The following is a 25988-nucleotide window of genomic DNA, read 5'->3' as shown; positions in this document are numbered from 1 at the left end:
CTTTTTGCCAAACAAAAAAAGTCAGTAAAGCGAATTTACATTCTTACAGGGGGCTTTTTTGCCTATACAACTTTTGTCTCCACAACTAGCTAACCAAATTGCCGCAGGTGAAGTGGTAGAAAGGCCTGCATCCGTGGTTAAAGAGCTTCTTGAAAATAGCGTCGATGCGGGCGCTACGAAAATAGAGATAGATATTGAAAAAGGCGGGCACAAGAGAATTCGTATAAAAGACAATGGCGCGGGTATAGCAAAAGATGAACTTCAACTTGCGTTAAGTCGCCATGCCACAAGTAAAATTTCTACCCTAGACGATTTAGAACAAATTTTATCCCTTGGATTTCGCGGCGAGGCACTAGCAAGTATCAGCTCGGTGACACGTTTAACGCTAACATCGAAGACACAGGCACAAAACGAAGCATGGGAAGCCTATTGCGAAGGTCGAGATATGGCTGTAGCCATAAGGCCTGCTGCCCACCCCGTAGGAACCACAATTGATGTGGCGGATCTTTTTTACAACACGCCTGCCCGTCGTAAGTTTTTGCGTACAGAAAAAACAGAGTTCCAACATATTGAAGATGTCGTTAAACGTGTTGCGCTAAGTTATTCCCATGTTTCATTTATCCTCAAGCATAATGATAAGGTAATAAAACGCTATATCGCCGACAAAGAGGGCAGCATTGAGCGGCGAATAGCCGCCGTTGTGGGACAAAAGTTTGTGCAAAACGCGGTGCATATTAACACCAATTATGACGGAATTACTATTGATGCATGGCTTGGCAACGAGACCATGCTGAAAAGCAGTAACGATTGCCAGTTCAGTTTTGTAAACAGTCGAGGTATGCGGGATAAGCTTATCATGCACGCCATTCGCCAAGCTTATGAAAGCGTATGGGGCGTTTTAGAGCAGCCCAGCTTTGTAGTGTATTTAAGTCTAGACCCCAAAGATGTTGATGTGAATGTTCACCCGGCAAAGCACGAGGTTCGTTTCCAGCAAAGCCGTTTGGTACATGACTTCATTTGCAAAAGCGTATGCGACGCTTTGCATGCACTGAGCAATGATCTTCCCGAGCAAAACAACATTGCTAGTGCGAGTCATCAACCTAATGATTATATGACTCCAACAGTAGAGCATGGCTATATTCGTCCACTTAGCAGTGCTGATTCCACCACTTCACCTGCACATCGTGGCTCGTCGAACGATTCTTTTACAGGTTCTATTGGTTCTTCCTTTGTTCGCTCTCAAGAAGGCTTATACGGTGGCGCGAGCACCTCTGGAAATTCTCCATCGGCACCCTCATCGTCGTCACCCTCATTATCACCGTTATCATCATCGTTATCGTCGCAGGCGACACCATCCCGAGGGCGTCTTACTGATTTTCAAAGGCAAGCAAAAGGGCCTACAGCAGCTTATCAGGCAGGTTTTAATGCACTGATGACTCTAAAAGAAAGTAGCATAGATAACGATGCTTCAAACGAGCTCATGCTATCGTCGGTTAACCTCACTTCGCATCAAAGGCTTTATGTTAATCAGGGCGAGGCGTATTTATTGTCAACGGGTAGCTTAGTGACCGAATGGCTTCTTGCGCTATTTTTTAGAGCAGAACACGGGCAGCCTTTACTTATGCCTGTGGCAATTAACGCAGACGACGTGAGTAATGCTACGTTAGAAGTGCTAGCGGAATTACACTTTGATATCAACAAAGTGGCAGGTAAGTACCGGCTGCAACAAGTGCCAGCAGGCACCAGGCATTTACCTTGGATTAAATGGTTTGAATATTTTCTCTGCGCGCACGTCGATAGCGTACAGAATATTGTTGAAAATGTTGTTGTTCCCCAACAAGAGGTTGATGAACAGGTGGACAGCGCAATTTGGTACTGGTTGGAGCAGCAAAGTCAGTCTAAACAATGGGAATACATCAAGCAATTTGCTAAAGTGCGCCCGATAAATGACATATTAAGTACGTGGGGTGAATGAGATGTCAACTGGCATAGATTCTGCTTCTCAAGTACTTGCGATTATGGGGCCTACTGCGTCCGGAAAAACGTCACTGGCGTTGGATGTTGCAAAGCAGACTGACAGCGAAATTATCAGCGTCGACTCTGCCTTGGTGTACAAGGGAATGGACATAGGGACTGCAAAACCCACAGCGCATGAGCAGGGGGCAGTTAAGCATCACCTTATCGATATAATTGACCCTAAAGATAGCTATTCAGTGTCGCAATTTGTCAACGATACGACGAGGCTGATTGGCGAAATTCACGAACGGGGCAGGCTACCTATTTTGGTAGGTGGTACAATGATGTACTTTAATGCCTTGATAAATGGAATTTCGTCACTACCTAAGTCAAACGATGTTATTCGCGAACAGATTAATCGTGAGGCTGAGCGCTCTGGGTGGTCAAGTCTGCATGCAGAATTAATGAATGTAGATAAGGTGAGTGGTGAAAGAATTCACCCAAACGACCCACAGCGAATCACTCGTGCTCTTGAAGTGTATCGAAGTACAGGTAAAACCCTGACACATTGGCAAGAGCAAGAGGGTGAAAAATGCCCATATGAAATAACACAATTTGCTATTGCCCCTCAAGATAGGGCTATACTGCATGAGCGCATTGAGCGTAGGTTCGATATGATGCTAGCAGAGGGCTTTGAAAGGGAAGTGAAAAAGTTGTACGAAAGAGGTGATCTTAATGAAGGTTTGCCGTCTGTTCGTTCTGTGGGTTACCGGCAGATGTGGCAATACTTCGAAGGTCAACTTTCGCGATGTGAAATGCGTGAACGAGGTATTATAGCAACAAGACAACTTGCTAAAAGGCAGCTTACTTGGCTGCGTGGTTGGCAAGATGTGACGTGGTTAGACACATTTGCTAACGATAATTTGACTAAAATTGCAGCAAAAGTCACACTCTAAATAGGTGAGTGTGTTATATAATAGACGTGCAGCGGTGTGAAAAGACGCCCGCTAATAATAAAAACTAAGGATTACAAATGGCTAAAGGGCAATCATTACAAGACCCATTCTTGAACGCTTTGCGCAAGGAACGTATTCCAGTATCTATTTATCTGGTAAACGGGATTAAACTTCAGGGACAGGTTGAATCATTTGATCAGTTCGTTATTTTGTTAAAAAACACTGTTAGTCAAATGGTTTACAAACATGCAATATCAACCGTTGTTCCAGCACGTGCTATCACAATGCCAAGTACAACAGGAGATTCTGAAAATAATAAAACTGAATAATTTAAAAGGTAACGCGCTTGTTTGACCGTTATGAAGCCGGTGAACAGGCTGTACTTGTTCATATACATTTTTCTGATGAAAACAGCAAAGAAGACTTAAGTGAGCTAGAGCTACTTGTGTCTTCAGCGGGCGTAAATGCGGTGGAGGTGATTACCACCTCGCGTAGTGCACCGCATGCAAAGTTTTTCGTCGGGTCAGGTAAAGCAGAAGAAATAGCCGCAGCAGTAAAGGCAAACGAGGCCAACGTGGTTATTTTCAATCACTCCCTCTCTCCTTCACAGGAGCGAAATCTCGAGGCAGTGTGCAAATGTAGAGTATTAGACAGAACAGGTTTAATACTCGACATTTTTGCTCAGAGAGCGCGAACTCATGAAGGTAAGCTTCAGGTAGAGCTTGCTCAACTGCGCCATATTTCTACACGCCTTATTCGAGGCTGGACTCACCTTGAGCGTCAGAAAGGTGGTATTGGCTTGCGTGGGCCTGGCGAAACTCAGCTAGAAACTGATCGCCGCCTATTACGCGGTCGTATAAAATCCATTCTCCGCCGGCTAGAAAAAGTCCAAAAACAGCGCGAACAGGGAAGACGTTCACGTAAAAGGGCTGAAATACCGACGGTATCCTTAGTTGGCTATACGAATGCGGGCAAGTCTACGTTGTTTAACACTATTACTGATTCACATGTTTACGCTGCCGATCAGTTGTTTGCAACGCTGGACCCTACACTGAGAAAAATTGAATTACAGGATGTTGGGCCAGCTATACTTGCCGACACTGTGGGCTTTATTCGTCACCTTCCTCACGACCTTGTTGCTGCGTTTAAAGCAACACTGCAAGAGACTCAAGAGGCGGATCTTTTGCTTCACGTTGTCGATATCGCAGATGCGAAATATCGAGAGACCATGGATGAAGTAAATAACGTGTTAGAAGAAATTGATGCAGGCGAGATACAACAATTACTAATCTGTAATAAGATTGATAAACTAGACGATGTCGAACCGCGTATAGAAAGAAACGAAGAGGGTATTCCAACTCGAGTGTGGTTGTCGGCTCAAACTGGAGAGGGTACCGAACTTCTTGGTCAGGCACTAACAGAGTGTTTAGCAAGAAGTATGGTAAATTATACCTTGAAGATACCGCCGGCACATAGCCGCCTTCGTGGAGTTTTGTATGAATTAAACTGCATATCCAATGAAGAGTATGACAACCAAGGCGATTGGGTGGTAGACGTGAGAATGCCTGCTGCCGACTGGAATAGACTTGAGAAACGTCTAGAAAACGGAATATCAGAGTATGTTGTGCGACATTAGTCACTGCGAAAGCCGTGATAATGCATGCGAACTTTAAAAATTAAACTGTAATCTATGGAGTATCAGCATGGCTTGGAATGAGCCGGGTGGAAATAAAAACGACCCGTGGAAGAATCGCGGAGGCCGAGAGCAAGGTCCCCCAGATTTAGATGATGTATTTAAGAACTTATTTGGTAAGTTTGGTAAATCAGGTGGCAATGGTGGCGGTTCAGGTAAAAGCTTAGGCGGTATCGGTGCTGGTATTCTTGTTGGCCTTCTTATAGCCATTTGGGTGATCAGTGGCTTTTACACCATAAGGGAAGCTGAGCGAGGTGTTGTGCTTCGTTTTGGTGAGTATCACAAACAGGTTGAACCTGGCTTGCGCTGGGCGCCTACATTTGTAGACTCAGTCATTCCAGTAGATGTTCAGTCTATTAGAGATCAGTCATCTTCAGGTTCTATGCTTACCGAAGACGAGAACGTGGTTAGTGTGCAAATGGAGATGCAATATCGCGTTGTCGACCCATTCCGCTGGACGTTTGCTGTTGAAAACCCTGAAAAGAGTTTAAGCCAGTCATTAGACAGCGCAATCCGTTACGTTGTTGGTCATTCGAGAATGGATGACGTACTCACCGACGGCCGTGAGATGACTCGTCAGCGTGTGTGGGAAGAGCTACAAGGCATTATTGAACCCTACAATATGGGTGTTTCGATTATCGATATGAACTTTAGAGATGCTCGTCCACCTGAACAGGTTAAAGATGCTTTCGATGATGCCATAGCTGCACAGGAAGATCAGCAACGTTTTATTCGTGAGGCTGAAGCTTATGCGAGAGAGATTGAACCTCGCGCTCGTGGTCAAGTAAACCGCATGAACGAAGAAGCACAAGCTTATAAAGAGCGTGTAACACTAGAAGCGCAAGGTGAGGTAGCACGTTTCGAAGAGCTACTTCCTCAGTTTGAACGCGCTCCTGTAGTAACGCGTGAACGTATATATCTGGAGACAATGGAAGAAGTATTGGGTAACACCAGCAAAATCCTTGTGGACAGTAAAGGTGGAAACAACATGATGTATCTACCGCTAGATAAAATAATGGATCGTCAGCGTGAAAATGCGAAGCCCACATCTAGAAACACGCTAGAAGGGTTGCAGATGCCGGTAACAAATGAGGGCGGTCGTAACCGCAACAGTTCTCCTACATCTGGCTTACGCGGCGACACGTTTAGAGAAGGGAGATAATCGCTATGAAAAATATTATTATTGCTGTTGTTGTTCTCCTTGTTTTGTTGGCGTCGGGTTCTCTGTTTGCCGTTAAAGAAGGCGAGAGAGCTATAGTTATACAATTTGGTAAAATTCAGCGAGATGAAGCCACAGGTGAGACGAGAGTGTTCACGCCAGGGCTGCACTTCAAGCTACCTTTTATCGATTCCGTACGTCACCTTGATGCACGTATTCAAACGCTAGATGGAACACCTGACCGCTTTGTAACAAGCGAGAAGAAAGATCTTATCGTTGATTCTTATGTGAAATGGAGAATTGATGACTTTGCTCGCTATTACTTGTCTACAGGTGGTAATAAGCTGCAAGCCGAGGCGCTTTTGAAGCAGAAAGTGAACAATGGGTTACGCTCTGAGTTCGGTACACGAACAATTGCGCAAATTGTATCAGGTGAGCGTTCTGCGCTGATGAACCAGGCTATGGAACAAGCATCCACGTCCTCAGATGAGTTGGGTATACGTATTGTTGACGTGAGAGTAAAGCAAATTAACCTGCCAACAGAAGTGAGTAACTCTATCTTCCAGCGTATGAGAGCAGAGCGCGCCGCGGTTGCACGTGAGCACCGCTCAGAAGGTCAAGAGCAGGCGGAAGTTATTCGCGCCAATATTGATGCTAAAGTTACCGTAATGCTGGCTGACGCAGAGCGTAATGCACGACAGCTTCGCGGTGAAGGTGACGCATTAGCAGCTCAAATCTACGCCGACGTTTACTCTAAAAATTCAGACTTCTACAGCTTCCTTCGCAGTATGGACGCGTACAAGAAGAGTTTCTCAAGTAAGCAAGACGTCATGGTTATTGCACCAGACAGTGATTTCTTCAAATACATGAACCAATCACAAGTCAAATAAACGCTTCTAAACTTAGAAAAGCCGCTTTGCAAAGCGGCTTTTTTGTACCCGCTGTAAATTTATAAGCTACTGTTTTTGCGAGATAACACCTGTTTTTGCATGAGTAGCGTAGACGCAAATAACACCTCATTTATCGCTTACTCTGCCAAAATTAGTGTAATTCCGATAAAATGCCGCCGAACTTATAATAAACGTGTCGCATATTCATGCGTGACTTTTTGTTTATTCACGCATATCACACTAAGTTGCGTTGCCTTCCCAGCAGCGCGTATTTAAAAAAGACACGACATAACGACAGAGGGAACGTTTTGACAACGGATAATAATAAAACAACGTCTACCAGTAATAATGGTGGACAGAGCGGTCTATTTTCACGATTTTTAGCGACGGTAGAATGGCTTGGTAATTTACTTCCACATCCTGTAACACTGTTCGCACTACTGTCACTATTCATAGTGGTGCTAAGCGGCATCCTTGGCTACTTTGATTTAGCCGTTGCCGATCCTCGCCCTGAAGGCGCAAAGGGAAGAGAGGCTGATGGGATGATTGAAGTCATCTCGCTAATGAGCGCAGAAGGGCTGCAGCGTATTGTTACTGGGTTGGTGACCAACTTTACAGGCTTCGCCCCACTAGGCACTGTGTTAGTCGCGTTGCTTGGTGTATCGGTGGCCGAACATTCTGGTTTACTGTCGGCGGCTATGCGGGCACTGGTAATGAATGCTTCTAAGCGTGCGGTGACTTTTGCTGTGGTGTTTGCTGGTATCGTTTCAAATACAGCATCTGAGCTGGGCTATGTGGTTCTCATCCCGCTTGCGGCAATGATTTTTCATTCTTTAGGAAGACACCCCTTGGCGGGCTTGGCGGCAGCCTTTGCAGGCGTATCGGCGGGGTACAGTGCCAACTTGTTGCTAGGTACGGTAGATCCACTTCTTTCTGGTATAACCGAAGCAGCGGCGCACATGATAGACCCAGACTACGCGGTTGGTCCTGAAGTAAACTGGTACTTCATGTTTATCAGTACCTTTGTGGTGGCCACAATGGGCGCGTTGGTTACCGAAAAGGTGGTTGAGCCGCGACTTGGGCAGTACGACCCTAGTGAAGCGTCTATCGACTTAGGCAACCAGTCAATGGACGCTCCAACCGAATTAGAGAAAAAAGGCCTGCGTTGGGCTGGTATTTCATTTGCTCTCGTGTGTGGTGTTTTAGCGCTTACCGTAGTACCTGAAAACGGTATTTTACGCCATCCTGAAACCGGTGAAGTAGCTGGTTCGCCGTTTTTAAAAGGCATTGTTGCCTTTATCTTCATTACTTTTGCGTTACCTGGCTTTGTGTATGGCAAAGTAACAGGCTCTATGAAAGGCGACAAAGACGTTATCGATGCTATGTCGAAAAGTATGGGTGCCATGGGGCTTTATATTACTCTGGTGTTTTTTGCCGCGCAGTTCGTAGCATTCTTCAAATGGACAAACCTAGGTACCGTATTAGCGGTAAAAGGTGCGGCGCTTCTACAAGCTGCCGGTTTAGATGGACCTTCGGTATTCATTCTATTTATTCTTATGTGCGGCGTTGTGAACTTGTCTCTTGGCAGCGCTTCGGCGCAGTGGGCAGTCACTGCACCTATATTTGTACCTATGCTAATGCTTATTGGCTATGCGCCAGAAGTTATTCAGGCGGCGTATAGAATTGGTGACTCAGTGACCAATGTTATTGCACCTATGATGAGTTATTTCGGACTCATACTCGCCATGGCGGCTCGATATAAGAAAGATTTGGGTATGGGTACCCTTATCGCCATGATGTTGCCGTACTCCATGGTTTTCGTTGTGGGCTGGACTATTCTCTTCTATATATGGGTATTCTTGCTAGGCATGCCGGTAGGGCCAGGGGCCGCGACTTATTATCAACCTTAAGGATTTCGTTGTTAAAAGAAAATAAAATGAAGGCCGTTAGATTGTAACTTAGGTTTATTACTAACGGCTTTTTTGTTGCTTCTCATTATCGGCGCTAAGAAAGCTTTCCCTATTCACTTAAGTAGTTTCCATCTTAAAAACCTATTAACGCAATTGGGTTTTAATCGGGCTTTAAACGATCACAAATGTCTCTAACTCAGTATAATACCCATATTGCGTTGTACTATTTGGACTGCTGTTAATGAAATATAAATCGAACAAAGGCTTTTCCCATTCACAAGCTGACAAAATAGGGGTGCTAGTTACTAACTTAGGAACTCCTCAAGCACCTACTAAGCAAGCGCTTAGACCTTACCTAAAAGAATTTTTGTCAGATCCACGAGTAGTAGAAGTTCCACGTATCATCTGGTGGTTTATTCTTAATTTGATTATTTTGAATATTCGTCCAAAGCGCTCAGCCGAGGCATATTCTACGGTATGGACAGACGAGGGCTCGCCGTTACTATCTATTACCAAAGCGCAGTCGAGTGCCATTGCAAAACGCTGTAAAGAAAAGTACGGCGATGATGTTATTGTCGACTTTGCAATGCGCTATGGCCAACCTGCTATCAGCGATACCATCGATAAAATGCTCGCAAATGGCGTAAGAAAATTAGTGGTATTACCGCTTTATCCTCAATACAGCGCATCAACTACCGGCTCTACCTTTGATGCTATTGCCAATGACTTTACTAAACGCCGCTGGCTACCTGAATTGCGCTTTGTGAATCATTACAACGATAGAGATAACTTTATTGAGGCCTTGGCCAACAAAGTACGAGCGCACTGGGAAAAGCACGGTCGCGCTGACAAGCTTATTCTCTCCTACCACGGTATTCCAAAGCGTTACTTGATGAATGGCGACCCTTACCACTGCGAATGCCATAAGACGTCTCGCTTACTTGCTGAAAAGCTTGGCTTATCTCATGATGAATATATGACTACGTTTCAGTCTCGGTTTGGCCGAGAGGAATGGTTGAAGCCCTACACTGATGAAACGTTAAAAGGGCTGCCGGGCAAAGGGGTAAAATCCATTCAGGTTATGTGCCCTGGCTTTTCAGCCGATTGCTTGGAAACCATTGAAGAAATTGGCGAAGAAAACCATGAGTATTTCATGGAAGCGGGTGGCGAGCGTTACGAGTACATTGACGCACTTAACAGCGACGAAGAGCACATTGATGTACTGTTTGATATTGTTCAGGAAAATCTTCATGGTTGGACAGTAGATTCGGATAACTCTGTGCGTGCAGGTTTGGCAAAAGCACTCGGCTCTGAGGTATAAGTTAAAATATATAGCTAATACAAAGCAGGCAAGGTTTTGAGTCTCTCAATGCCTTGCCGTTAATTATTACAACCTAATAGGAATGAATATGGACGTTAAAGCACCAAGCGCATTACTAAAAGCACAAAAACTGGCAAACCTATTAGATACCGCAATAAAACTTCCCTTTATCCCTATCAAAATTGGTCTGGATTCGATTGTTGGTTTAATCCCCGGGGCGGGTGACGCTTTAATGCTGTTTGTCTCTCTTAGAATTGTATGGTTGGGTAAGTCTCTGGGAATGCCTTCAGCTCTTGTCGCACAGATGGTTAAAAACTCTGCCATAGATTTCGGTTTGGGCTTCATTCCGTTTATTGGCGATCTTATTGACGTGTTTTACAAAGCGAATCAAAAAAACGTTCGGATAATGGAACGTTGGTGGATTAGCGAAAATAAATCGCAAGTTGATGAAGCCACTAGGCAGAAGCTTGAGCAGTGGGAAGCTGAACAGCAAAAAAGCTAAACGCAAATACGGCAAAGACGCCTATAGTTATAGCGACATAAATCGTTTTTAACGTTATCGCCGTAGCAACTAACTCAAACCAATATACAACTCGACAAAGGAGTGTGTGGTAAATGAAAGCGTCTGACCTATTTGTAAAGGCTCTTGAAGCCGAAGGTGTAGCGTACGTCTTTGGCATTCCAGGTGAAGAAAACCTCGACCTGCTTGAATCATTGCGTTCCTCCAACATAAAGCTCGTACTCACTCGCCATGAGCAAGGCGCGGGATTTATGGCGGCGACATACGGAAGGCTCACCGGAAAAGTAGGCGTTTGCCTCGCCACACTAGGCCCAGGTGCGACCAACCTTGTTACGCCAGCTGCGTATGCTCAATTAGGCGCCATGCCTATGTTAATGATAACTGGCCAGAAACCGATAAAAACCAGTAAGCAGGGGCGCTTTCAGGTCATTGATATCGTCGACATGATGCGTCCTATCACCAAATTTACCAGTCAAGTCGTTAGTGGCGACAGAATTCCCTCTACTGTGAGAGAAGCTTTCAGAATTGCTCACCAAGAAAGACCCGGTGCCGTTCATATTGAACTTCCAGAAGATATAGCCGCAGAGCAGACTACAGCGCAGCTACTCGAGCCTAGCGTAGCTAGGCGGCCTATTGCTGAATACAAAGCGGTGTCCTCTGCGGTTGAAATGATAGAGAAAGCAACGTCACCACTGCTACTCATTGGTGCGGGTGCAAACAGAAAGCTAACTGCCAAAATGCTGCGGGAGTTCGTAGATAAAACGTGTATCCCTTTTGTTACTACACAAATGGGTAAAGGGGTTCTCAACGAGAGCGACCCGCGCTTTGCCGGCAACACCGCATTATCTGATGGCGACTTTGTTCACAGAGCGATTGAGCGAGCCGACCTAATCATTAATGTGGGCCATGACGTGGTTGAAAAACCACCGTTCTTTATGCACCACAACGATAAAAAAGTCATTCATGTTAACTTCGATCCTGCTGCCGTTGATCCTGTTTATTTTCCGCAGCTTGAAGTGGTTGGCGACATCGCCAATAGTATTTGGCAAATCAAAGAGGCGATAACGCCACAGGAAGATTGGAAACTCGATTTCTACAAAGACGTACACGAAGCGTATGTTCACCACAGAGCGGAAGCTGAAGATGATAGTCGTTTTCCAATACTGCCTGAACGCTTTGTCAGAGATATACGAAAGGTGATGCCTGATAATGGCATAGTCACGTTAGATAACGGTATTTACAAAATATGGTTTGCCCGTAATTACCCTGCTTACCACCCCAATACCTTACTGCTTGATAACGCATTGGCGAGTATGGGAGCTGGGCTTCCATCAGCCATGGCTGCAAAACTTGTGCATCGCGATGTGCCTGTGCTGAGCGTATGTGGTGATGGCGGATTTATGATGAATAGCCAAGAGATAGAGACGGCAGTAAGACTTAAGCTCGATTTAGTCGTGATCATCCTTCGTGACGATGCCTACGGAATGATTAAGTGGAAACAGGCTAACATGGCGTTTGATGAGTTTGGTTTAGATTATGGTAATCCAAACTTTGTTAAATACGCTCAAAGCTACGGGGCCCAGGGGTGGCGGGTGGATGACGCAGATGTGCTGATACCTATGGTCGAGAGCTGCCTGAAGACTCCAGGGGTTCATATTATTGACTGTCCTATCGACTACAGCATGAATGACAAAACCCTAAATAAAACCATAAAAGAACTCAGTGCTAAGCTCTAACCAAGAGCAAGGCAAAACAAAAGGAGCCGATATGTTGAAGGAAAGCTATCCATACTATCTTGCAAGTGAAGCGATTTATGCGAACACAGACCTCGATGTCACCAATAAGTATACCGGTGAAGTAGCAACACAAGTTGCGATTGCCGATGCAGATACCATCGATAAGGCAATTGCTGCGGCAGATAATGCTCAGCGTGCAATGACTGCCTTAGCCCCCTTTGAGCGTCAGGCAATACTTGAGCATTGCGTTAAGCGTTTCACTGAGCGTTCAGACGAATTGGCACAGGCGCTATGCATTGAAGCAGGCAAGCCAATTAAAGATGCAAAGGGTGAGGTAAGTCGTCTTATTGATACGTTTAAAATAGCAGCTGAAGAGTCGGTTCGCATCAACGGTGAAGTGGTGAACTTAGAAATTTCAGCAAAAGCCAAAGGTTATCAAGGAATGACGAAGAAGGTGCCTATTGGACCATGCTCCTTTATTTCACCTTTTAACTTTCCGCTAAATTTAGCTGCTCACAAAGTGGCGCCAGCCATCGCTGCGGGGTGTACATTTGTATTAAAACCTGCTTCTAGAACGCCTATTGGAGCGCTGATTATAGGCGAAGTGTTAGCTGAAACCGCGTTACCTAAAGGAGCGTTTTCAATTTTACCTTGTAGCCGGGACGGCGCAGATCTCTTCACAACAGACGAGCGTTTGAAATTGCTTAGCTTTACCGGCTCTCCTGATGTGGGTTGGGCACTTAAAGCTAAAGCAGGCAAAAAACCTGTGGTTTTAGAGTTAGGAGGCAATGCAGCATGTATTGTCGATGAAGATGCTGATCTTGATGATGCTATCGAGCGCATTATTATTGGTGCTTATTATCAATCTGGACAAAGCTGTATTAGTGTTCAGCGATTGTTGGTTCACAGCGCTATATATGATGACTTTAAAGCGCGTTATGTTGAAAAAGTTAAGTCATTGGTAAGCGGCGACCCGTCTAGCGAAGATACCTTTATTGGGCCAATGATTTCCGAAGGTGAAGCGCAGCGACTGCACGACTGGATTACCTCAGCAGCAAAAGCCGGCGGTAAAATATTGTGCGGTGGCACCCGTGATGGTGCAATGCTTGAAGCTACAGTAATGGAAGATGTTCCAAAGGACTGCGATGCAAGTGCTGAAGAGGCATTTGGACCTTTATCGGTTCTTTATTCTTTTGACACCTATGAAGAAGCCCTCGCTGAAGTCAATAACAGCCGATACGGATTGCAGGCTGGCGTGTTTACCCGCGACATCTACAAAGCGCATAAAGCGTGGAATGAGCTGGATGTAGGTGGTGTAGTTATTGGTGATGTGCCTAGCTGGCGAGTGGATAACATGCCTTACGGTGGCGTAAAAGACTCTGGTTTAGGCCGAGAAGGTATTCGTTATGCCATTGAAGATATGACCGAAACCCGTCTTATGGTGCTTCGAACCCCGTAGCTGAAAAAGCATGCTTTACCAATATAGTAAAATGAGAACAACAAAGGCGCTATCAAGCGCCTTTACTTTTTCTTAGCAGGTTTGAGGCCTAATAGCAGCCTTATTGTACTGCATACTCTTCAAGTACGGCCAATGGAATAACATCAAGCGCTTTTTCGTGGGTGGCTTCAAGACGTACTTTAGGTGCAACGCCAGCCTCATAGGCCTGCAGCCAACGACTCGCGCACAAGCACCATCTATCACCTGCTAATAATCCGGAGAACTCCATGCTTGGCCAGGGAGTAATAAGGTCGTTACCTTGGCGTAATGAAAATTGTAGAAACTCATCTGTCACTACCGCACATACGCTATGGTTACCCACGTCGGCCGAAGGTACATAGCAAAACCCTTCTCTCGTAAAGCCTGCGTTGCCACAACACAACTGAAGTGGGCGGCCATAAACATTTTTTGCGTTCGCCAAAATCAAATACCTCGCTGAATACGTATCTAGAATTAATCAGTGTATACGGTTTTGTTGAAAAAGGGATGCATTGCAGCTATCCATCGCAACGACCTAGCGTAGATAATAACAACGTCATGCATTGAATGCGCAAGACTTGCACACGCTTGGAGAAGTTGATATCAGCCAGTCAGGTAACTGATTGGCTATAGTGCACTCATTTGCGATACACATCGAAAGAAATATTGTTGAGGTAACAAATACATGTTGGATAAAAGCACCAAAAGTGGCAACGTCAATTTTTCTGAAGAAGAGATAGCCCGATTTGATGCTCTAGCAGAGACCTGGTGGGATCCGAAAGGTAAATTTAAAACCGCACTCGATTTCAATAAGGCAAGACTTAGGGTGATCGAATCGCAAATAAAAACACATTTTGAATGTGCAGATACCCATTCTCCCCTCACTGGATTATCGATTATCGACATTGGCAGCGGTGGTGGGCTGATCAGCGAGCCTTTAGCTTCCTTAGGTGCCACCGTGACGGGAATAGACGCAAGCGCGGTTAGTGTTGGAGTGGCAAAGCGACATGCCCAGCAAAATAACGTTGATGTAGAATATCGCCATCAACTCTCAAGCGATGTAGTAAAAGAAGGCAGGCAGTTCGATGTGGTTATCAATGCGGAAGTTGTTGAACACGTGCCAGATCAAAAACAGCTTATCGAAGAGTGCGCTAGTATGGTGAAGCCAGGGGGGTTACTGATACTGGCCACCCTGAATAGAACCATCAAAAGCTTCGTTATCGCTATCGTTGGCGCAGAATATGTAATGCGTTATTTGCCCATTGGCACCCACGACTGGCGCAAATTTGTTACCCCCGCAGAGCTATCAGAGTGGGTAGGTGATAAATTTGATCTTCAACATCAAGTAGGCATGAAGCTCAATCCCTTTACCTCCACCTGGCACACAACTTCAAGCCTTGATGTGAACTATGTTCAAGCCTACGCGCACAGAAATAAAGGCTAGGTTCTCACTATTACCCAAAGTAAGTATTTCCTGTGGCTATGCTCGCTATCTACTTTATAAATAGTATTAGCGAGTATACGTTGATTACTCGCTATCTTATTGATTAGCTTGATTTCTTATCTTTTGTTTTTCATTAATATTCTAATTTATCTATAACTAAAAAATTAGCTCTCTCTTTTATCTCTTGATATTTACATTATGTTTACATAAAAATAACAAAGGTCTGACCACAGACCACTGTCTTTAGCGGGTCTCAGAATTTAAGAGGGTTTTGTTGTAGAGACTGTTGTTAAAAAAATAAGCGTTCATAAAGAACGGATTAATGGGACACACATGAAAACATTCAAGAAAGTTTCACTGTTACTCGCCGTTATTTGCATGGCATTTGCCGGCCATGTATCAGCATCTACTTATGCTAAAACAAAGTATCCAATTGTCTTAGTGCACGGCCTCTTTGGCTTTGAAGACATATTGTTTGTCGATTACTTCTACAAGGTTCCGCAAAAATTAACGCGAAATGGTGCGCAGGTTTACATTGCTGAAGTTTCACCTGCTAATTCTACTGAGGTGCGAGGCGAGCAATTACTAGACTATATTGATGATGTACTTGCGCTTTCAGGCGCGGATAAAGTGAATTTAATTGGACACAGTCACGGCGGACCCACTGCGCGTTACGCGGCTAGCGTTGCTCCGAATAAGGTGGCCTCGGTGAGTTCAGTGGGCGGAGTAAACTGGGGCAGTAAAGTGGCTGATCAGTTGCGTAAAGCGATTGCCGAAGACTCATTTCAGGAAGATGCCGCTGGCGTTGTTGTCAATGCCTTCGCAAATATCATCGAGTTAGCGTCAGGATCTGACCCTAGAGACAAACCAACAGATTCAATCGCTGCTTTAAACTCGCTGTCGACAGAAGAAACCATTGCATTTAATCAACGCTACCCCGAAGGAATGCCTTCAGCGTACTGTAGAAATGATGGAAAAATGTTGGCAGAAAACGGCGTGTTCTATTATTCGTGGAGCGGTGGAAAAACTTATACTAATGCACTCGATGTCGTAGACCCGTTTCTCGCCATTACAGGCACTGCTTTTAGTGAGCCCAATGACGGCTTGGTGGCTACTTGTAGTTCACATTTAGGCAAAGTAATACGCGACAACTATAGAATGAACCATCTTGATGAAGTAAACCAAAGCTTTGGTATCACACATTGGTTTGAAACGAACCCTGTTAACGTGTTTATTCAACAGGCAAATAGACTAAAGCGCCAAGGCCTATAGTGAAAAAAGTAGTAGTATATGGAGGGCTTCTCGCTCTCCTATTAGGTGCATTCTTAGCAATACAATTAGGCCATGCACCTTATCCCTCTGTGCATTCCAATTCTGTAGAGCGTTCGAGTGCGCCTACAACAGTAACTGGAAGCCATGCCACAGCGTCTTTTATTAGCGCCAAGCTTGTTGCAAAACCTGATGATACCCATTCTAGCGATAACAAGCGGGTGCCATTTAGGCTTGATAATCGCGTTAGAGACAAGTTTGAACTGTTTATCGCGGAACATTCGGAAAAAGCCCCACTTACCGTAAAGCTTGCCTTTGTTAAGAGTAGCTTACTCACTTATACAGAAGAGACTCATGACTATGCGGTGGACCTATTCGCTCGTTATGTAGATTACAAGGTCGCATTGGCCGATGAAAATGTCGAAATAGATACCGTAAATTTTTCTCTGCAAGATATAAGAATAAAACTCGATGAAAGGGTTGATATAAGGCTGCAGTTTTTTTCCAAAAATGAATATGACTATTTATTTGGTCAAGATGAACACACTGATAATGAGGCACTATCTAGATTGGCAATTGCACAGGATGACACCTTATCAAGAGCGCAAAAAAAAGATGCCATCATCGAATCTCTCGCAGTAGCAAGCGATAGGGATGCATTCAAACCAACCATAGATATTCATAAAATTAAAAAAATAAAGCAGCAATACAAAGATAATAACTCTCGTTTCAGTGCCATCAGTGCGGAGTTTGGCGATGAAGTGGCGCAACGTTTTGTTGAATTGTGGAGTGAACAAGAAGAATGGGAGAAAAAAATAGAGGGTTATCGTCTCTATTTAGCGCAGTTGAATAACAATGACGTATCAAAAGAGGCTCTCCACGAATTACTCCGCGAATATGAAGAGCAACACTTTACAAGTAACGAGTTAAAACGAGTAAAAGTGCTTGTGAGTCGAAAAGACCCTCTTTAGCCAAACAGGTATAACCATTCAGTGGTTGAATAGACTAACCTTAATTAAGAGTGATTTGATCCTACTTTCACTTGTCTCTACTCTAGAAAAAAACAAAAAGGTCCCTGCAACCATGAAAATATATGAAACAAAAACAGCGCCCAACCCCCGTCGAGTGCGCATGTTTCTCGCTGAAAAGGGTATTGATATGGAGTATGTTCAAGTCGATATTCAGAAGGGGGAAAACCTTAGTGCAGAGATGAGAGCAAAAAATCCTCTCGGCAAAATACCCATTCTCGAATTAGACGACGGAACCTGTATTGCAGAAACAGATGCCATATGTACTTATTTTGAAGCGCTGCATCCAGAGCCATCGCTGATGGGAAGCACCGCGCTAGAGAAGGGCACCATAGCTATGTGGCAGCGACAGGTGGAATTGGCGCTAATGCTTCAAGTGGGAATGTGTTTTCAACACACCACGGGATACTTTAAGGATCGCATGGTGCCTGTTCCGGAATATGGAAAAGAGGCGGGTATTAATGCGTCGAAATACCTCAACATTCTAGAGCGAAGATTAGAGCTAAACCCCTTTATAGCGGGGGATAGTTTCTCTATTGCAGATATCACTGCACTATGTGCTATCGATTTTGCGCGGGTGGTAAAGATTAGAATCAAAGATGAGCAAAAAAATCTTCTTCGTTGGTACGACAGTGTAAATAACAGAGCGAGTGCAAAAGCCTGATGATTGAACTTTATACCGCTGCGACTCCCAATGGCTGGAAAGCCTCAGTGGCGCTTGAAGAAATGGGGTTAGAATATACGGTAAAGCCGGTAAATTTGTTGAAAGGTGAGCAAAAGACCTCTGAATTTCTCGCCATGAATCCTAATGGTCGTATACCTGTGATTGTAGATAAGAGCGAAGGTGATCATGTCGTCTTTGAGTCTGGCGCTATTATGATTTATCTGGCTGAAAAAACGGGGATGTTTCTTCCTAATGATAACAAAGGCCGTAGTAAAGTATTGCAGTGGCTTATGTTTCAAATGGGTGGCGTAGGTCCAATGATGGGGCAAGCAAATGTGTTCTATCGCTACTTAGAAGAAAAAATTCCAGTGGCTATCGACAGATATCAAAACGAAGTAAGACGATTGTTCGAAGTGTTGGACGGGCATTTGGCAAACAATGAATACTTAGTAGATGACTATTCTATAGCTGATATGGCTAATTGGTGCTGGGTAAGAACCTACGAATGGTCAGGAGCAAGTATTGACGGGTTGGACAATCTTACTCGTTGGAAGAACAGCATAGAGGCTCGTCCCGCAGCGCGAAGAGGCGTTGAAGTTCCCAATAAAATTGATAAAGAAGCACTTCTCAAAGGGGCAAAAAACGTTGTCACCCGATAGTGTTCTCTTTTTAGGGTGAAAAGAGATATGTGCGAATAAGTTAACATTAACAATGACATTATGCTTGTTCGCACTGTTGAAAAACCTCTATTGGTAATGTAGGTTTACCCGCCTACGCCTTAAAAAATAGTTAAAAGGACATATATGAAACGGATTTTTCTGGCCATGCTGGCTGTTTATTCTCTATTCATTTCTTCATCCACATCTGCAAGCGATAAACTCCCTCTGGATTACTTCATCAAGCATGGTGATTATCTCGATCTGCAACTTTCTCCAGATGGAAAACATCTCGCTGCTCGAGTTCGTCTAGATAACAAGGTTGTGCTTGGTGTTCTTTCTACTGGTGATATGAAAATTGTAGGCGGAGTGCGACCTCAAAATAACGACATTATTCACAGCGTTACTTGGGTCAATAATGAGCGTCTTGTTTTTGAATATGCGGAAAAGCAATTTTCTTTTGATAGACCCGTACCTACTGGCGAACTCTTCGCTATGAATTTCGACGGCAGCAAAAGAGAAATGCTTTATGGTTACAGAGCAAGTGATGAGCAAACTGGGAGTCGAATTACTAATAAAGACGATTCACTCGCCAGCCAAGACGTTATCAGTCTGTTAGAGAATGACGACAGGTATATTCTAATTGCTGAATATCCTTGGGATAAAGAGGGTAACACCTACTACAACAATCGGGTGAGGCCAGCAATTATCAGCAAACTCAACATAACGTCGGGGAGAAAAAGGAAAGTAGATGTTCTTCCCCACAAACGTAGCCGTCCTTTGGCAACGAAAAATGGCCAAGTTATTTTTATGCGTTGGCAAGATGAAACGGGAAATTATCACGCTGCATACAGAGAAAACAATGACAGCGAGTGGAAGAATCTCGAAGACGTGTTTAGCGTAGCAGAGGATATGATCCCCCGCGGTTTAAGCGAAGATGAAAAGTACGTTTACATGACGGGCTTTACTGGTGAAGAAGGTATTTATACCTATTTTAAGCTTAACCTAGAAACCGGCGAATCGAGCGAAATTTTTCAGTCGCACAATACAGATATCGAGCAGGTGGTATTCGACAAACAGGGCTTGCCGGCTGTGGGCATTACATATCCAGGTACATCTGAATATGTTTACGCACAAGATGCTACCCGCGCTAGTGAAATCCACAAAGCGCTGGTTGACGCATTTGGTGAACAAACCGTTACTATCGCCAGTCATACCAGAGATTGGAAAACGCTACTAGTGCATGTAAGAAGTGACGTAAACCCCGGAGAGTACTATCTATTTGACAGCGAAACCCTTGCCGCCCAATTTATATGGGCTAATAGCTCTTGGATAGATCCACGTCTTCTCGCGCCCGTGAAGCCAATAAATGTCACAGCCTCAGATGGCGAAATTATCAAAGGTTATCTCACCCTTCCGAAAACACAGGGAAAAGAGAGTTCACCTGAGAACAAACCCCCTTTGGTGGTGGTGATCCACGGTGGGCCGCATCAAAGTGGAACGCGAGATTTTTGGGATTACAATAGTGAAGTTCAGTTACTTGCAAGCCGAGGTTATGCCGTACTACAGGTTAATTTTAGAGGCAGTGACGGCTATGGCGAAAGATACAAGAAGTTAGGCTATCGCGAATGGGGCGGAAAAATGATTGATGACATCAATGACTCCGTTAAATGGGCGATAGACCAGCAGTTAGTCGATGGCGACAATGTTTGCGCATACGGAGCTAGCTACGGTGGCTACGCGGCGCTTATGTCTGTAGTAAAAGAGCCTGACTTATACAACTGTACGGTAGGTTACGTAGGAATTTACGACCTAGAGTACATGTTTACAGAAAGTGACATTCCCAACAACTGGGGTGGAAAAGCGTATTTGCAACGTGTGCTAGGCAACGATAAAGCGCAATTAAAAGCGTATTCTCCGCTGTATCACGTGGATAAAATTAAAGCGAAAGTGATGCTTATTCATGGCTCAAAAGATAGACGCGTACCAGAGATTAACTCAGAAGCGTTGTCTGAAGCACTAATAAAAGCCGGCAACCCGCCAGAGTATTTACAATATTCTCAGGCCGGTCACGGTGTTTTTGATGAAGAAGACAGAAGAGAACTGTATCAAGGTTTGATAGACTTCCTCGATAAAAACTTAAAAAGTTAGCAAAGCTTTAGCATTAGAAAACGCCCCGAGGGGCGTTTTTTATTTCAGCCTGTCAACTCAAAAGCGAGTTAGGCTAAAGGCGGCGTGTGACATTCCAATGTCCGCTAGAACGATTTCACGCCTTAGTAATAATTTGCCACCAAAGGAAGATTGGCGCTTCCAATAGACTGCGCCCTCGCACCTACTTTACCCTCTGTGATAGTGGGTGAAGCAATGCCTCGCATATCCCGTTGAGACAGCGCGCGACGAGTTTCTTCAACTAACAGGGATTTAACAGGTTCTGGCAACGCACCATCAATAATCACGCCTTCTATATCCAGTAACCCTGCAGCGCACTGGGCAGCAAAGGCAAGCCCCTTTGCAGTAGCTTTTACCCAATTTGCGATATAGATTTCATCAAAATTCCAGTGTCCGTGTATATCGTAAATTTGCTTTCCATTTATGCCGTTTTGATTGAGTGTATTTTCCAACACAAAGAGTGACGACTGGGCAAGGAGTTGATGCTCGTTCTTGCCGTTAAAAAATGGCAGAGAACCTACGGCACCAGCATTGCCGGCTTTACCTAAATAGGGGGCGTTGTTAATAACTAGTCCGCCACCTAAGAATGTTCCCACAAATAAATAGAGAAAGTGAGTGAACCCCTTTGGATTACCAAATGACATCTCCGCGCTACAGGCCGCTGCGGCATCGTTACAGATAATAACAGGTAGTGAGAGCAGCGCTTCTAATGCTGATTTTGGATCGAATTGCTTCCATTGTTCTAGTACTGCTAATGGAGCCGCGGCTTCTTCAGCCCATGTCCAAATTTCAAACGGCATAGCAACACCCAGCCCGCGTAATCGCGTCTTTTGTTCAACCGTAACCTGCTTTAACAAAGCGTTTACTGCACGCTCAGAAAAAGATAAGAGCCCATCAACAGTAGGATAGGCCACTTTTTCGCTAATAGTGGCCCTAACGTTGCCGCATAAATCGAGAAGAGTCATATCGTAACTGCGCCTTCCCACTTTAAGGCCAAGGCTGAGTGCGCCATCGACATTTAGGCTGAATGGTACTTTGGGTTGCCCCACATTTCCTTTGATAGGCGCATTCCGTTTTACCAGCCCATCGCTTTCGAGCTTCTTAATAATAACGGTAGCAGATTGTGCTGATAGGCCAGTTAATTCAGCTATTTCTGTTTTTGGTAGCTCGCCATGTTTATTAATGAGCGCAATGATTGCGCGTTCATTGTCAGAGCGGCTATCCGCTAAATGTATTGCCATTGTTATTTTGCCAACTCCTGCTTACCGTTGAGATTGAAACCCTGTTACGGCTTTAAATCTGGTTATTAGATCATCAACCAAAGTATAAATTTTTCATGCATTAAATCAATCTGGTTGATTTAATGCAATGGAAAGATGATACTATAGTCAATTAACGATCTATTAACCCAGTGTAAAAATTTAAAATTTGCGCTACGGTTGGTAATACTCAAAATACAGTGGAGCTGGTATGAAAATATTATGTTTAGGTGAAGTACTTATCGATATGTTAAGCCAAGGTGCGGCGCCAAAAGACGGCGACATACCGGCAATGAAACCATTCCAACCTTATGCGGGCGGTGCGCCAGCTAACGTGGCTGTTGCCGTATCTCAGCTTGGTGGAAATAGCGCCATGGTATCAAAGGTAGGCGATGACACCTTTGGTGCATTTTTAAAAGAGATGTTAGCGCATTATAAAGTTAATACTGACTTCGTGTGGTCTACAAGCGAAGGTAATACAGCTTTAGCCTTTGTAAATTTAGATGAAGATGGTGAGCGTTCTTTTGATTTTTATGTAGATAATGCAGCGCACAAGCACATCACCGAGCAGGACTTAGCCACAATTGACTGTGAAAAAGATACGGTTCTACATTTTTGCTCAGGCTCCTTGGCTGGTCCAGAACTGATTCCCGGCACAGAATTTATTCTCGATAAAGCACAGCAGAAGGGAATGATGGTGTGTTTAGACATTAATTATCGCCCTGCATTTTGGGATGACACCGCGAATGCACCAGCAAGAATAGATAGCGCAGCACAGCGGGTATCCATTTTGAAAGCAAGTCGCGAAGAACTTGCTGAACTTTATGGAGAAGAAAACGCAGACGCGAAAGTGCAGGAGTGGTTAGAAAGCGGCGTTAAAGTGGTTCTAGTCACAGATGGTGGCGAACCTATCCACTATATCACTCAGGCATTCAGTGGTACGTTAGCGTCTCCTAAAATGGATGTGAAAGACACTACGGCAGCAGGCGATTCATTTATTGGTGGCTTTCTTTATTACCTTTCAACGAAAGTCAAAAGCACAGATGAATTTGATGCGTGGGCAAGCAGCTTTGAAAATGTGAGCGAGGCCACTGAATTTGCAATTCGCTGCGGGGCTTATACAGTAACTCAGTATGGCGCGTTTAGCGCACTGCCTACCCAGCAGGATATTGCCAAATAGGCTTTAACCAATATCTCATGGTTAGCGCTCAATAAGCTGTTTGAGCGCTTCCAGTGTGTCCGCCTCATTCGCTGGTTTGTCCCAGCGAATACGGTGAATACGAGGAAAACGAAGGGCGACGCCCGACTTGTGGCGGTTTGAAGGATGAACCGCGTCAAAAGCTACTTCGAAAACCAGCTCTTTCTTTACTTCCCGAACGGGTCCAAAGCGACCGATAGCGTTGCGCCTTACCCAGTTATCTAATTTCTTAAGCTCTTCATCGGTAAAACCCGAATAGGCTTTGCCTATGGGCAAAAGCTGCTCTCCTTGCCATGCTCCAAACGTGAAGTCTGAATAAAAGCTTGAGCGTTTTCCATGGCCTCGCTGCGCATACATAATCACCGCGTCGACTACAAGCGGGTCGCGCTTCCACTTAAACCATTTGCCTTTGGGGCGTCCCGGCACGTAGGTGCTATCAAGGCGTTTAAGCATAAGACCTTCAACTGATCGGTTAGCGCAAGCGCGGCGGTGTAATTGTCTCAGCTCTTGTGGCGATGAGGCTTCAAGCGTGTTGGATAAAAATACCCGAGGTATCTTTTTATGTTCAATCCAAGCGGCTAATTTTTTACGACGCTCTTGTAATGTGAGTGAGGTTAACTGTTCACCTTCCAAAACTAACGCATCGTATACAATGAGTCCTACTGGGTTGGACTGCATTAAAGACTTTGCAGGTTTCTTCTTATTCAACCTTTGTTGCAGTGCGTTAAAGGTATCGACTTTAGGGGGGGCAATTGATGCGGTTGATTCCTTTGCTTCTTCACTCTCATTTTGAATTACCAGTAACTCGCCATCTAACACCATGTTGCCTTGCATGTGTTCTAGCAAGTCGGGAAAAGAATGGCTAATGTCATCGCCGGTTCGAGAAAACAGCGCTTTTTCGATGTCGCTTTCCTCTGTGTTGTCGCTAGGTATTTTTTGTATGGTTTTCTCTGTGTTTACCGCAAGCTGGACACGAATACCGTCGTATTTATTTTCAATTTGCCACATGCTTGGCTCAAAGCCGTCAATATCGCTTTCCTCTATGGGGTGTGACAGCATTACAGGGTGAAAGGTAACCGCATTTTCAATATCAGGCTTATCGGCTTTTCCCTCTAACCATTGCAACAGCTGCGTATAGGGAGGCGTAACTGCATGCCAGAGAGTTTCTATCTCTTTGATATCTTTGTTTCCGTAATCAGCCAATATCTGTTTTATTGAACGTGCAGATACACCTATGCGTAATCCTCGAGTACCTAGCTTTAGTAAGGCCCAGCGCTGCGACGGCATCATCATCGTTAAATAATCAGCGAGGGTTTTTGATACCTGTTGTTTAGCAACGTTGGCGAAGGTATCAACAATGCTATGAAGAGACGGCAGCGGAGAAACTGCCTCACTATGTGGCCAAAGGTGTGCCACGGTCTCACTTACTTCGCCAACATAGTCGTAACTCATCGCAAACAGCTGTGGGTCGGTGTGCTCAGCAATAAGTTTTTTCACCGTATTTCGTTTAAAAAAATCAAAACGAAGTGTTCCCGCCATAGCCGCAATAGCCCATCCTCTGTCAGGATCTGGTGTATTGGCAATATAGTCTGCTATTAGCTGGGCCTTCGCTTTATTTCCCGCGGTGTAGTAAAGCTGTTCAAGTAAATCACTAAACGCCTCCATTAATCTCCTCCCTGTTCTTCCTCGTCGTAGCCTACGAGTGAAAGCGCGCGAGCTTTGTATCCCATTTTCTCTGCCTGATACATCAGTGCGTCTTCTCTTCCATGGGTAACCCACACTTCTTTAGGATTTACCTGCTCTATCGTCATAAGTAGTTCGGGCCAGTCGCAATGATCGGAAATAATAAGCGGTAGTTCAGCATTGCGCTGTTTCGCTCTAGCGCGTATCTGCATCCATCCCGAAGCCATTACTGTGCGAACATTTGGAAGGCTTCTCGACCATCTATCTGACAATGCTGAAGGTGGCGCAATAACTATCTCTCCCGCTAGTGTTTTTTTATCACCCACCTCAGAAACAGGAATTAACTCTCCAAGATCAATATTAAATTGCTGATACAGGTCGCAAAGTTTTAGCTGTGCTCCATGCAAATATATGGGTTTGTGATATCCAGCGTCTCGCAAGGCAATTATGAGACGCTGGCATTTACCTAAGGCATAGGCGCCTACAAGGTGGCAACGCTCGGGAAACACTCTGAGTGAATGTAAAAGCTTATCTATTTCGTTCTCAATCGGAGGGTGTTTGAAAACAGGAAGGCCAAATGTGGCCTCTGTTATCAAAACATCGCATGGCACTACTTTGAACGGTGGGCATGTTGGGTCGTGCCGCCGTTTATAATCACCAGAAACCACAACCCGAAACCCTTTATATTCAAGCAAAATTTGCGTGGAGCCTAAAATATGGCCGGCAGGGTAAAAAGTCACAGACACGTCGGTAAACGTGATTGTCTCGCCCAATGTAACGGTATGTTGGTGCTTAGCCATATCCTCGCCGTAGCGAGTTTGCATAATGGCGAGAGTTTCTTTACTTGCGTAAACACAGTGGTGTCCAGCCCTAGCATGATCCGCATGGCCGTGAGTTACTAACGCCGTAGTCACTTCTGTCATAGGGTCGATATAAAACCCTCCAGGTTCACAGAATAAACCAGTGTTATCAGTTTTTAGCCATGTAGACGGATGCACAG

Annotated in this window: 22 protein-coding genes; 18 read left to right on the top strand and 4 right to left on the bottom strand. The window is 44.7% G+C overall.

The features are described 5' to 3' along the window. Positions 1–58 precede the first annotated feature (58 nt). The 11 genes from mutL to BM528_RS16960 all read left to right on the top strand — a co-directional run bounded on the left by mutL (position 59) and on the right by BM528_RS16960 (position 13600). The gene (mutL, locus tag BM528_RS17010) at positions 59–1975 is read left to right on the top strand and encodes a DNA mismatch repair endonuclease MutL (protein WP_071980859.1); all 1917 of its coding nucleotides are present in this window, start codon (positions 59–61) and stop codon (positions 1973–1975) included. Position 1976: 1 nt separating this feature from the next. Further along, positions 1977–2912 (top strand): tRNA (adenosine(37)-N6)-dimethylallyltransferase MiaA, encoded by a 936-nt coding sequence (gene miaA / locus BM528_RS17005; protein WP_071980858.1) that lies wholly within the window; start codon positions 1977–1979, stop codon positions 2910–2912. Positions 2913–2989: 77 nt separating this feature from the next. Continuing rightward, the gene (gene hfq, locus BM528_RS17000) at positions 2990–3241 is read left to right on the top strand and encodes an RNA chaperone Hfq (RefSeq protein WP_071980857.1); all 252 of its coding nucleotides are present in this window, start codon (positions 2990–2992) and stop codon (positions 3239–3241) included. Between the two features lie 17 nt (positions 3242–3258). Then, complete coding sequence (gene hflX, locus BM528_RS16995) at positions 3259–4548, top strand: ribosome rescue GTPase HflX (protein WP_071980856.1); 1290 nt, start codon at positions 3259–3261, stop codon at positions 4546–4548. A 67-nt stretch (positions 4549–4615) separates the two neighbouring features. After that, complete coding sequence (gene hflK, locus BM528_RS16990) at positions 4616–5767, top strand: FtsH protease activity modulator HflK (protein WP_071980855.1); 1152 nt, start codon at positions 4616–4618, stop codon at positions 5765–5767. A 5-nt stretch (positions 5768–5772) separates the two neighbouring features. Next, a complete protein-coding gene (gene hflC / locus BM528_RS16985; protein ID WP_071980854.1) occupies positions 5773–6654 on the top strand; it encodes a protease modulator HflC in 882 nt (293 codons plus the stop codon). A 308-nt stretch (positions 6655–6962) separates the two neighbouring features. Next, positions 6963–8564, top strand: coding sequence for an AbgT family transporter (locus BM528_RS16980; RefSeq protein WP_071981381.1), 1602 nt, complete (start codon positions 6963–6965; stop codon positions 8562–8564). Between the two features lie 241 nt (positions 8565–8805). After that, positions 8806–9885 (top strand): ferrochelatase, encoded by a 1080-nt coding sequence (gene hemH, locus BM528_RS16975; RefSeq protein WP_071980853.1) that lies wholly within the window; start codon positions 8806–8808, stop codon positions 9883–9885. A gap of 88 nt (positions 9886–9973) precedes the next feature. Beyond that, positions 9974–10387: a DUF4112 domain-containing protein gene (locus tag BM528_RS16970; protein ID WP_083595332.1), complete on the top strand. Its 414-nt coding sequence runs from the start codon at positions 9974–9976 to the stop codon at positions 10385–10387. Positions 10388–10500: 113 nt separating this feature from the next. Next, positions 10501–12141, top strand: a complete 1641-nt coding sequence (locus BM528_RS16965) for an acetolactate synthase large subunit (protein ID WP_071980851.1) — start codon at positions 10501–10503, stop codon at positions 12139–12141. A 31-nt stretch (positions 12142–12172) separates the two neighbouring features. Further along, positions 12173–13600, top strand: coding sequence for an aldehyde dehydrogenase family protein (locus BM528_RS16960; protein WP_071981380.1), 1428 nt, complete (start codon positions 12173–12175; stop codon positions 13598–13600). 100 nt (positions 13601–13700) lie between these two features. On the opposite strand, the gene BM528_RS16955 is transcribed toward BM528_RS16960, so the two are convergent. Then, a complete protein-coding gene (locus tag BM528_RS16955) occupies positions 13701–14060 on the bottom strand; it encodes a DUF2237 family protein (RefSeq protein ID WP_071981379.1) in 360 nt (119 codons plus the stop codon). Between the two features lie 243 nt (positions 14061–14303). Between BM528_RS16955 and ubiG the strand changes: the two genes are divergently transcribed. From ubiG to BM528_RS16925, 6 genes are all read left to right on the top strand, one after another. After that, positions 14304–15062, top strand: coding sequence for a bifunctional 2-polyprenyl-6-hydroxyphenol methylase/3-demethylubiquinol 3-O-methyltransferase UbiG (ubiG, locus tag BM528_RS16950; protein WP_071980850.1), 759 nt, complete (start codon positions 14304–14306; stop codon positions 15060–15062). 378 nt (positions 15063–15440) lie between these two features. Further along, a complete protein-coding gene (locus BM528_RS16945; RefSeq protein WP_269529789.1) occupies positions 15441–16334 on the top strand; it encodes a lipase family alpha/beta hydrolase in 894 nt (297 codons plus the stop codon). Beyond that, entirely contained in the window at positions 16334–17302 is a 969-nt protein-coding gene (locus tag BM528_RS16940) for a lipase secretion chaperone (protein ID WP_071980848.1), read from the top strand. Before BM528_RS16945 ends, BM528_RS16940 begins: the two co-directional genes overlap by 1 nt. A 112-nt stretch (positions 17303–17414) precedes the next feature. After that, positions 17415–18023 carry a glutathione S-transferase family protein gene (locus BM528_RS16935; protein WP_071981378.1) on the top strand — a complete coding sequence of 203 codons (609 nt, stop codon included), beginning with the start codon at positions 17415–17417 and terminating at the stop codon, positions 18021–18023. After that, positions 18023–18682 (top strand): glutathione S-transferase family protein, encoded by a 660-nt coding sequence (locus tag BM528_RS16930; protein ID WP_071980847.1) that lies wholly within the window; start codon positions 18023–18025, stop codon positions 18680–18682. Before BM528_RS16935 ends, BM528_RS16930 begins: the two co-directional genes overlap by 1 nt. Before the next feature lie 144 nt (positions 18683–18826). Continuing rightward, complete coding sequence (locus tag BM528_RS16925; RefSeq protein ID WP_232230519.1) at positions 18827–20830, top strand: alpha/beta hydrolase family protein; 2004 nt, start codon at positions 18827–18829, stop codon at positions 20828–20830. A 122-nt stretch (positions 20831–20952) separates the two neighbouring features. On the opposite strand, the gene BM528_RS16920 is transcribed toward BM528_RS16925, so the two are convergent. Continuing rightward, positions 20953–22089: an ROK family transcriptional regulator gene (locus BM528_RS16920; protein ID WP_071980846.1), complete on the bottom strand. Its 1137-nt coding sequence runs from the start codon at positions 22087–22089 to the stop codon at positions 20953–20955. A gap of 229 nt (positions 22090–22318) precedes the next feature. Here BM528_RS16920 and BM528_RS16915 point away from each other — a divergent pair, with 229 nt between their 5' ends. Next, positions 22319–23287, top strand: a complete 969-nt coding sequence (locus BM528_RS16915; protein ID WP_071980845.1) for a carbohydrate kinase family protein — start codon at positions 22319–22321, stop codon at positions 23285–23287. Positions 23288–23308: 21 nt separating this feature from the next. Here the strand turns inward: BM528_RS16915 and BM528_RS16910 are convergent, their stop codons facing one another. Together BM528_RS16910 and BM528_RS16905 are read right to left on the bottom strand one after the other, a co-directional pair. Continuing rightward, positions 23309–24970 carry a cisplatin damage response ATP-dependent DNA ligase gene (locus BM528_RS16910; RefSeq protein ID WP_071980844.1) on the bottom strand — a complete coding sequence of 554 codons (1662 nt, stop codon included), beginning with the start codon at positions 24968–24970 and terminating at the stop codon, positions 23309–23311. Further along, complete coding sequence (locus tag BM528_RS16905; RefSeq protein ID WP_071980843.1) at positions 24970–25986, bottom strand: ligase-associated DNA damage response exonuclease; 1017 nt, start codon at positions 25984–25986, stop codon at positions 24970–24972. Before BM528_RS16905 ends, BM528_RS16910 begins: the two co-directional genes overlap by 1 nt. Positions 25987–25988 lie beyond the last annotated feature (2 nt).

Origin of the sequence: Alteromonas sp. RW2A1, from assembly GCF_001886475.1 — a bacterium.
GTDB lineage: Bacteria > Pseudomonadota > Gammaproteobacteria > Enterobacterales > Alteromonadaceae > Alteromonas > Alteromonas hispanica.
The sequence above is the reverse complement of the archived record's forward strand: the minus strand, read 5'-3'. Positions and strand labels throughout refer to the sequence as shown.

Coding starts and splice junctions, on each gene's coding strand:
- BM528_RS16910 (WP_071980844.1), bottom strand. CDS start 24,970: ATGGAGGCGTTTAGTGATTTACTTGAACAGCTTTACTACACCGCGGGA.
- hemH (WP_071980853.1), top strand. CDS start 8,806: ATGAAATATAAATCGAACAAAGGCTTTTCCCATTCACAAGCTGACAAA.
- hflK (WP_071980855.1), top strand. CDS start 4,616: ATGGCTTGGAATGAGCCGGGTGGAAATAAAAACGACCCGTGGAAGAAT.
- BM528_RS16965 (WP_071980851.1), top strand. CDS start 10,501: ATGAAAGCGTCTGACCTATTTGTAAAGGCTCTTGAAGCCGAAGGTGTA.
- BM528_RS16930 (WP_071980847.1), top strand. CDS start 18,023: ATGATTGAACTTTATACCGCTGCGACTCCCAATGGCTGGAAAGCCTCA.
- BM528_RS16960 (WP_071981380.1), top strand. CDS start 12,173: ATGTTGAAGGAAAGCTATCCATACTATCTTGCAAGTGAAGCGATTTAT.
- miaA (WP_071980858.1), top strand. CDS start 1,977: ATGTCAACTGGCATAGATTCTGCTTCTCAAGTACTTGCGATTATGGGG.
- hfq (WP_071980857.1), top strand. CDS start 2,990: ATGGCTAAAGGGCAATCATTACAAGACCCATTCTTGAACGCTTTGCGC.
- BM528_RS16915 (WP_071980845.1), top strand. CDS start 22,319: ATGAAAATATTATGTTTAGGTGAAGTACTTATCGATATGTTAAGCCAA.
- BM528_RS16920 (WP_071980846.1), bottom strand. CDS start 22,089: ATGGCAATACATTTAGCGGATAGCCGCTCTGACAATGAACGCGCAATC.
- BM528_RS16925 (WP_232230519.1), top strand. CDS start 18,827: ATGAAACGGATTTTTCTGGCCATGCTGGCTGTTTATTCTCTATTCATT.
- BM528_RS16945 (WP_269529789.1), top strand. CDS start 15,441: ATGGCATTTGCCGGCCATGTATCAGCATCTACTTATGCTAAAACAAAG.
- BM528_RS16970 (WP_083595332.1), top strand. CDS start 9,974: ATGGACGTTAAAGCACCAAGCGCATTACTAAAAGCACAAAAACTGGCA.
- ubiG (WP_071980850.1), top strand. CDS start 14,304: ATGTTGGATAAAAGCACCAAAAGTGGCAACGTCAATTTTTCTGAAGAA.
- BM528_RS16935 (WP_071981378.1), top strand. CDS start 17,415: ATGAAAATATATGAAACAAAAACAGCGCCCAACCCCCGTCGAGTGCGC.
- hflC (WP_071980854.1), top strand. CDS start 5,773: ATGAAAAATATTATTATTGCTGTTGTTGTTCTCCTTGTTTTGTTGGCG.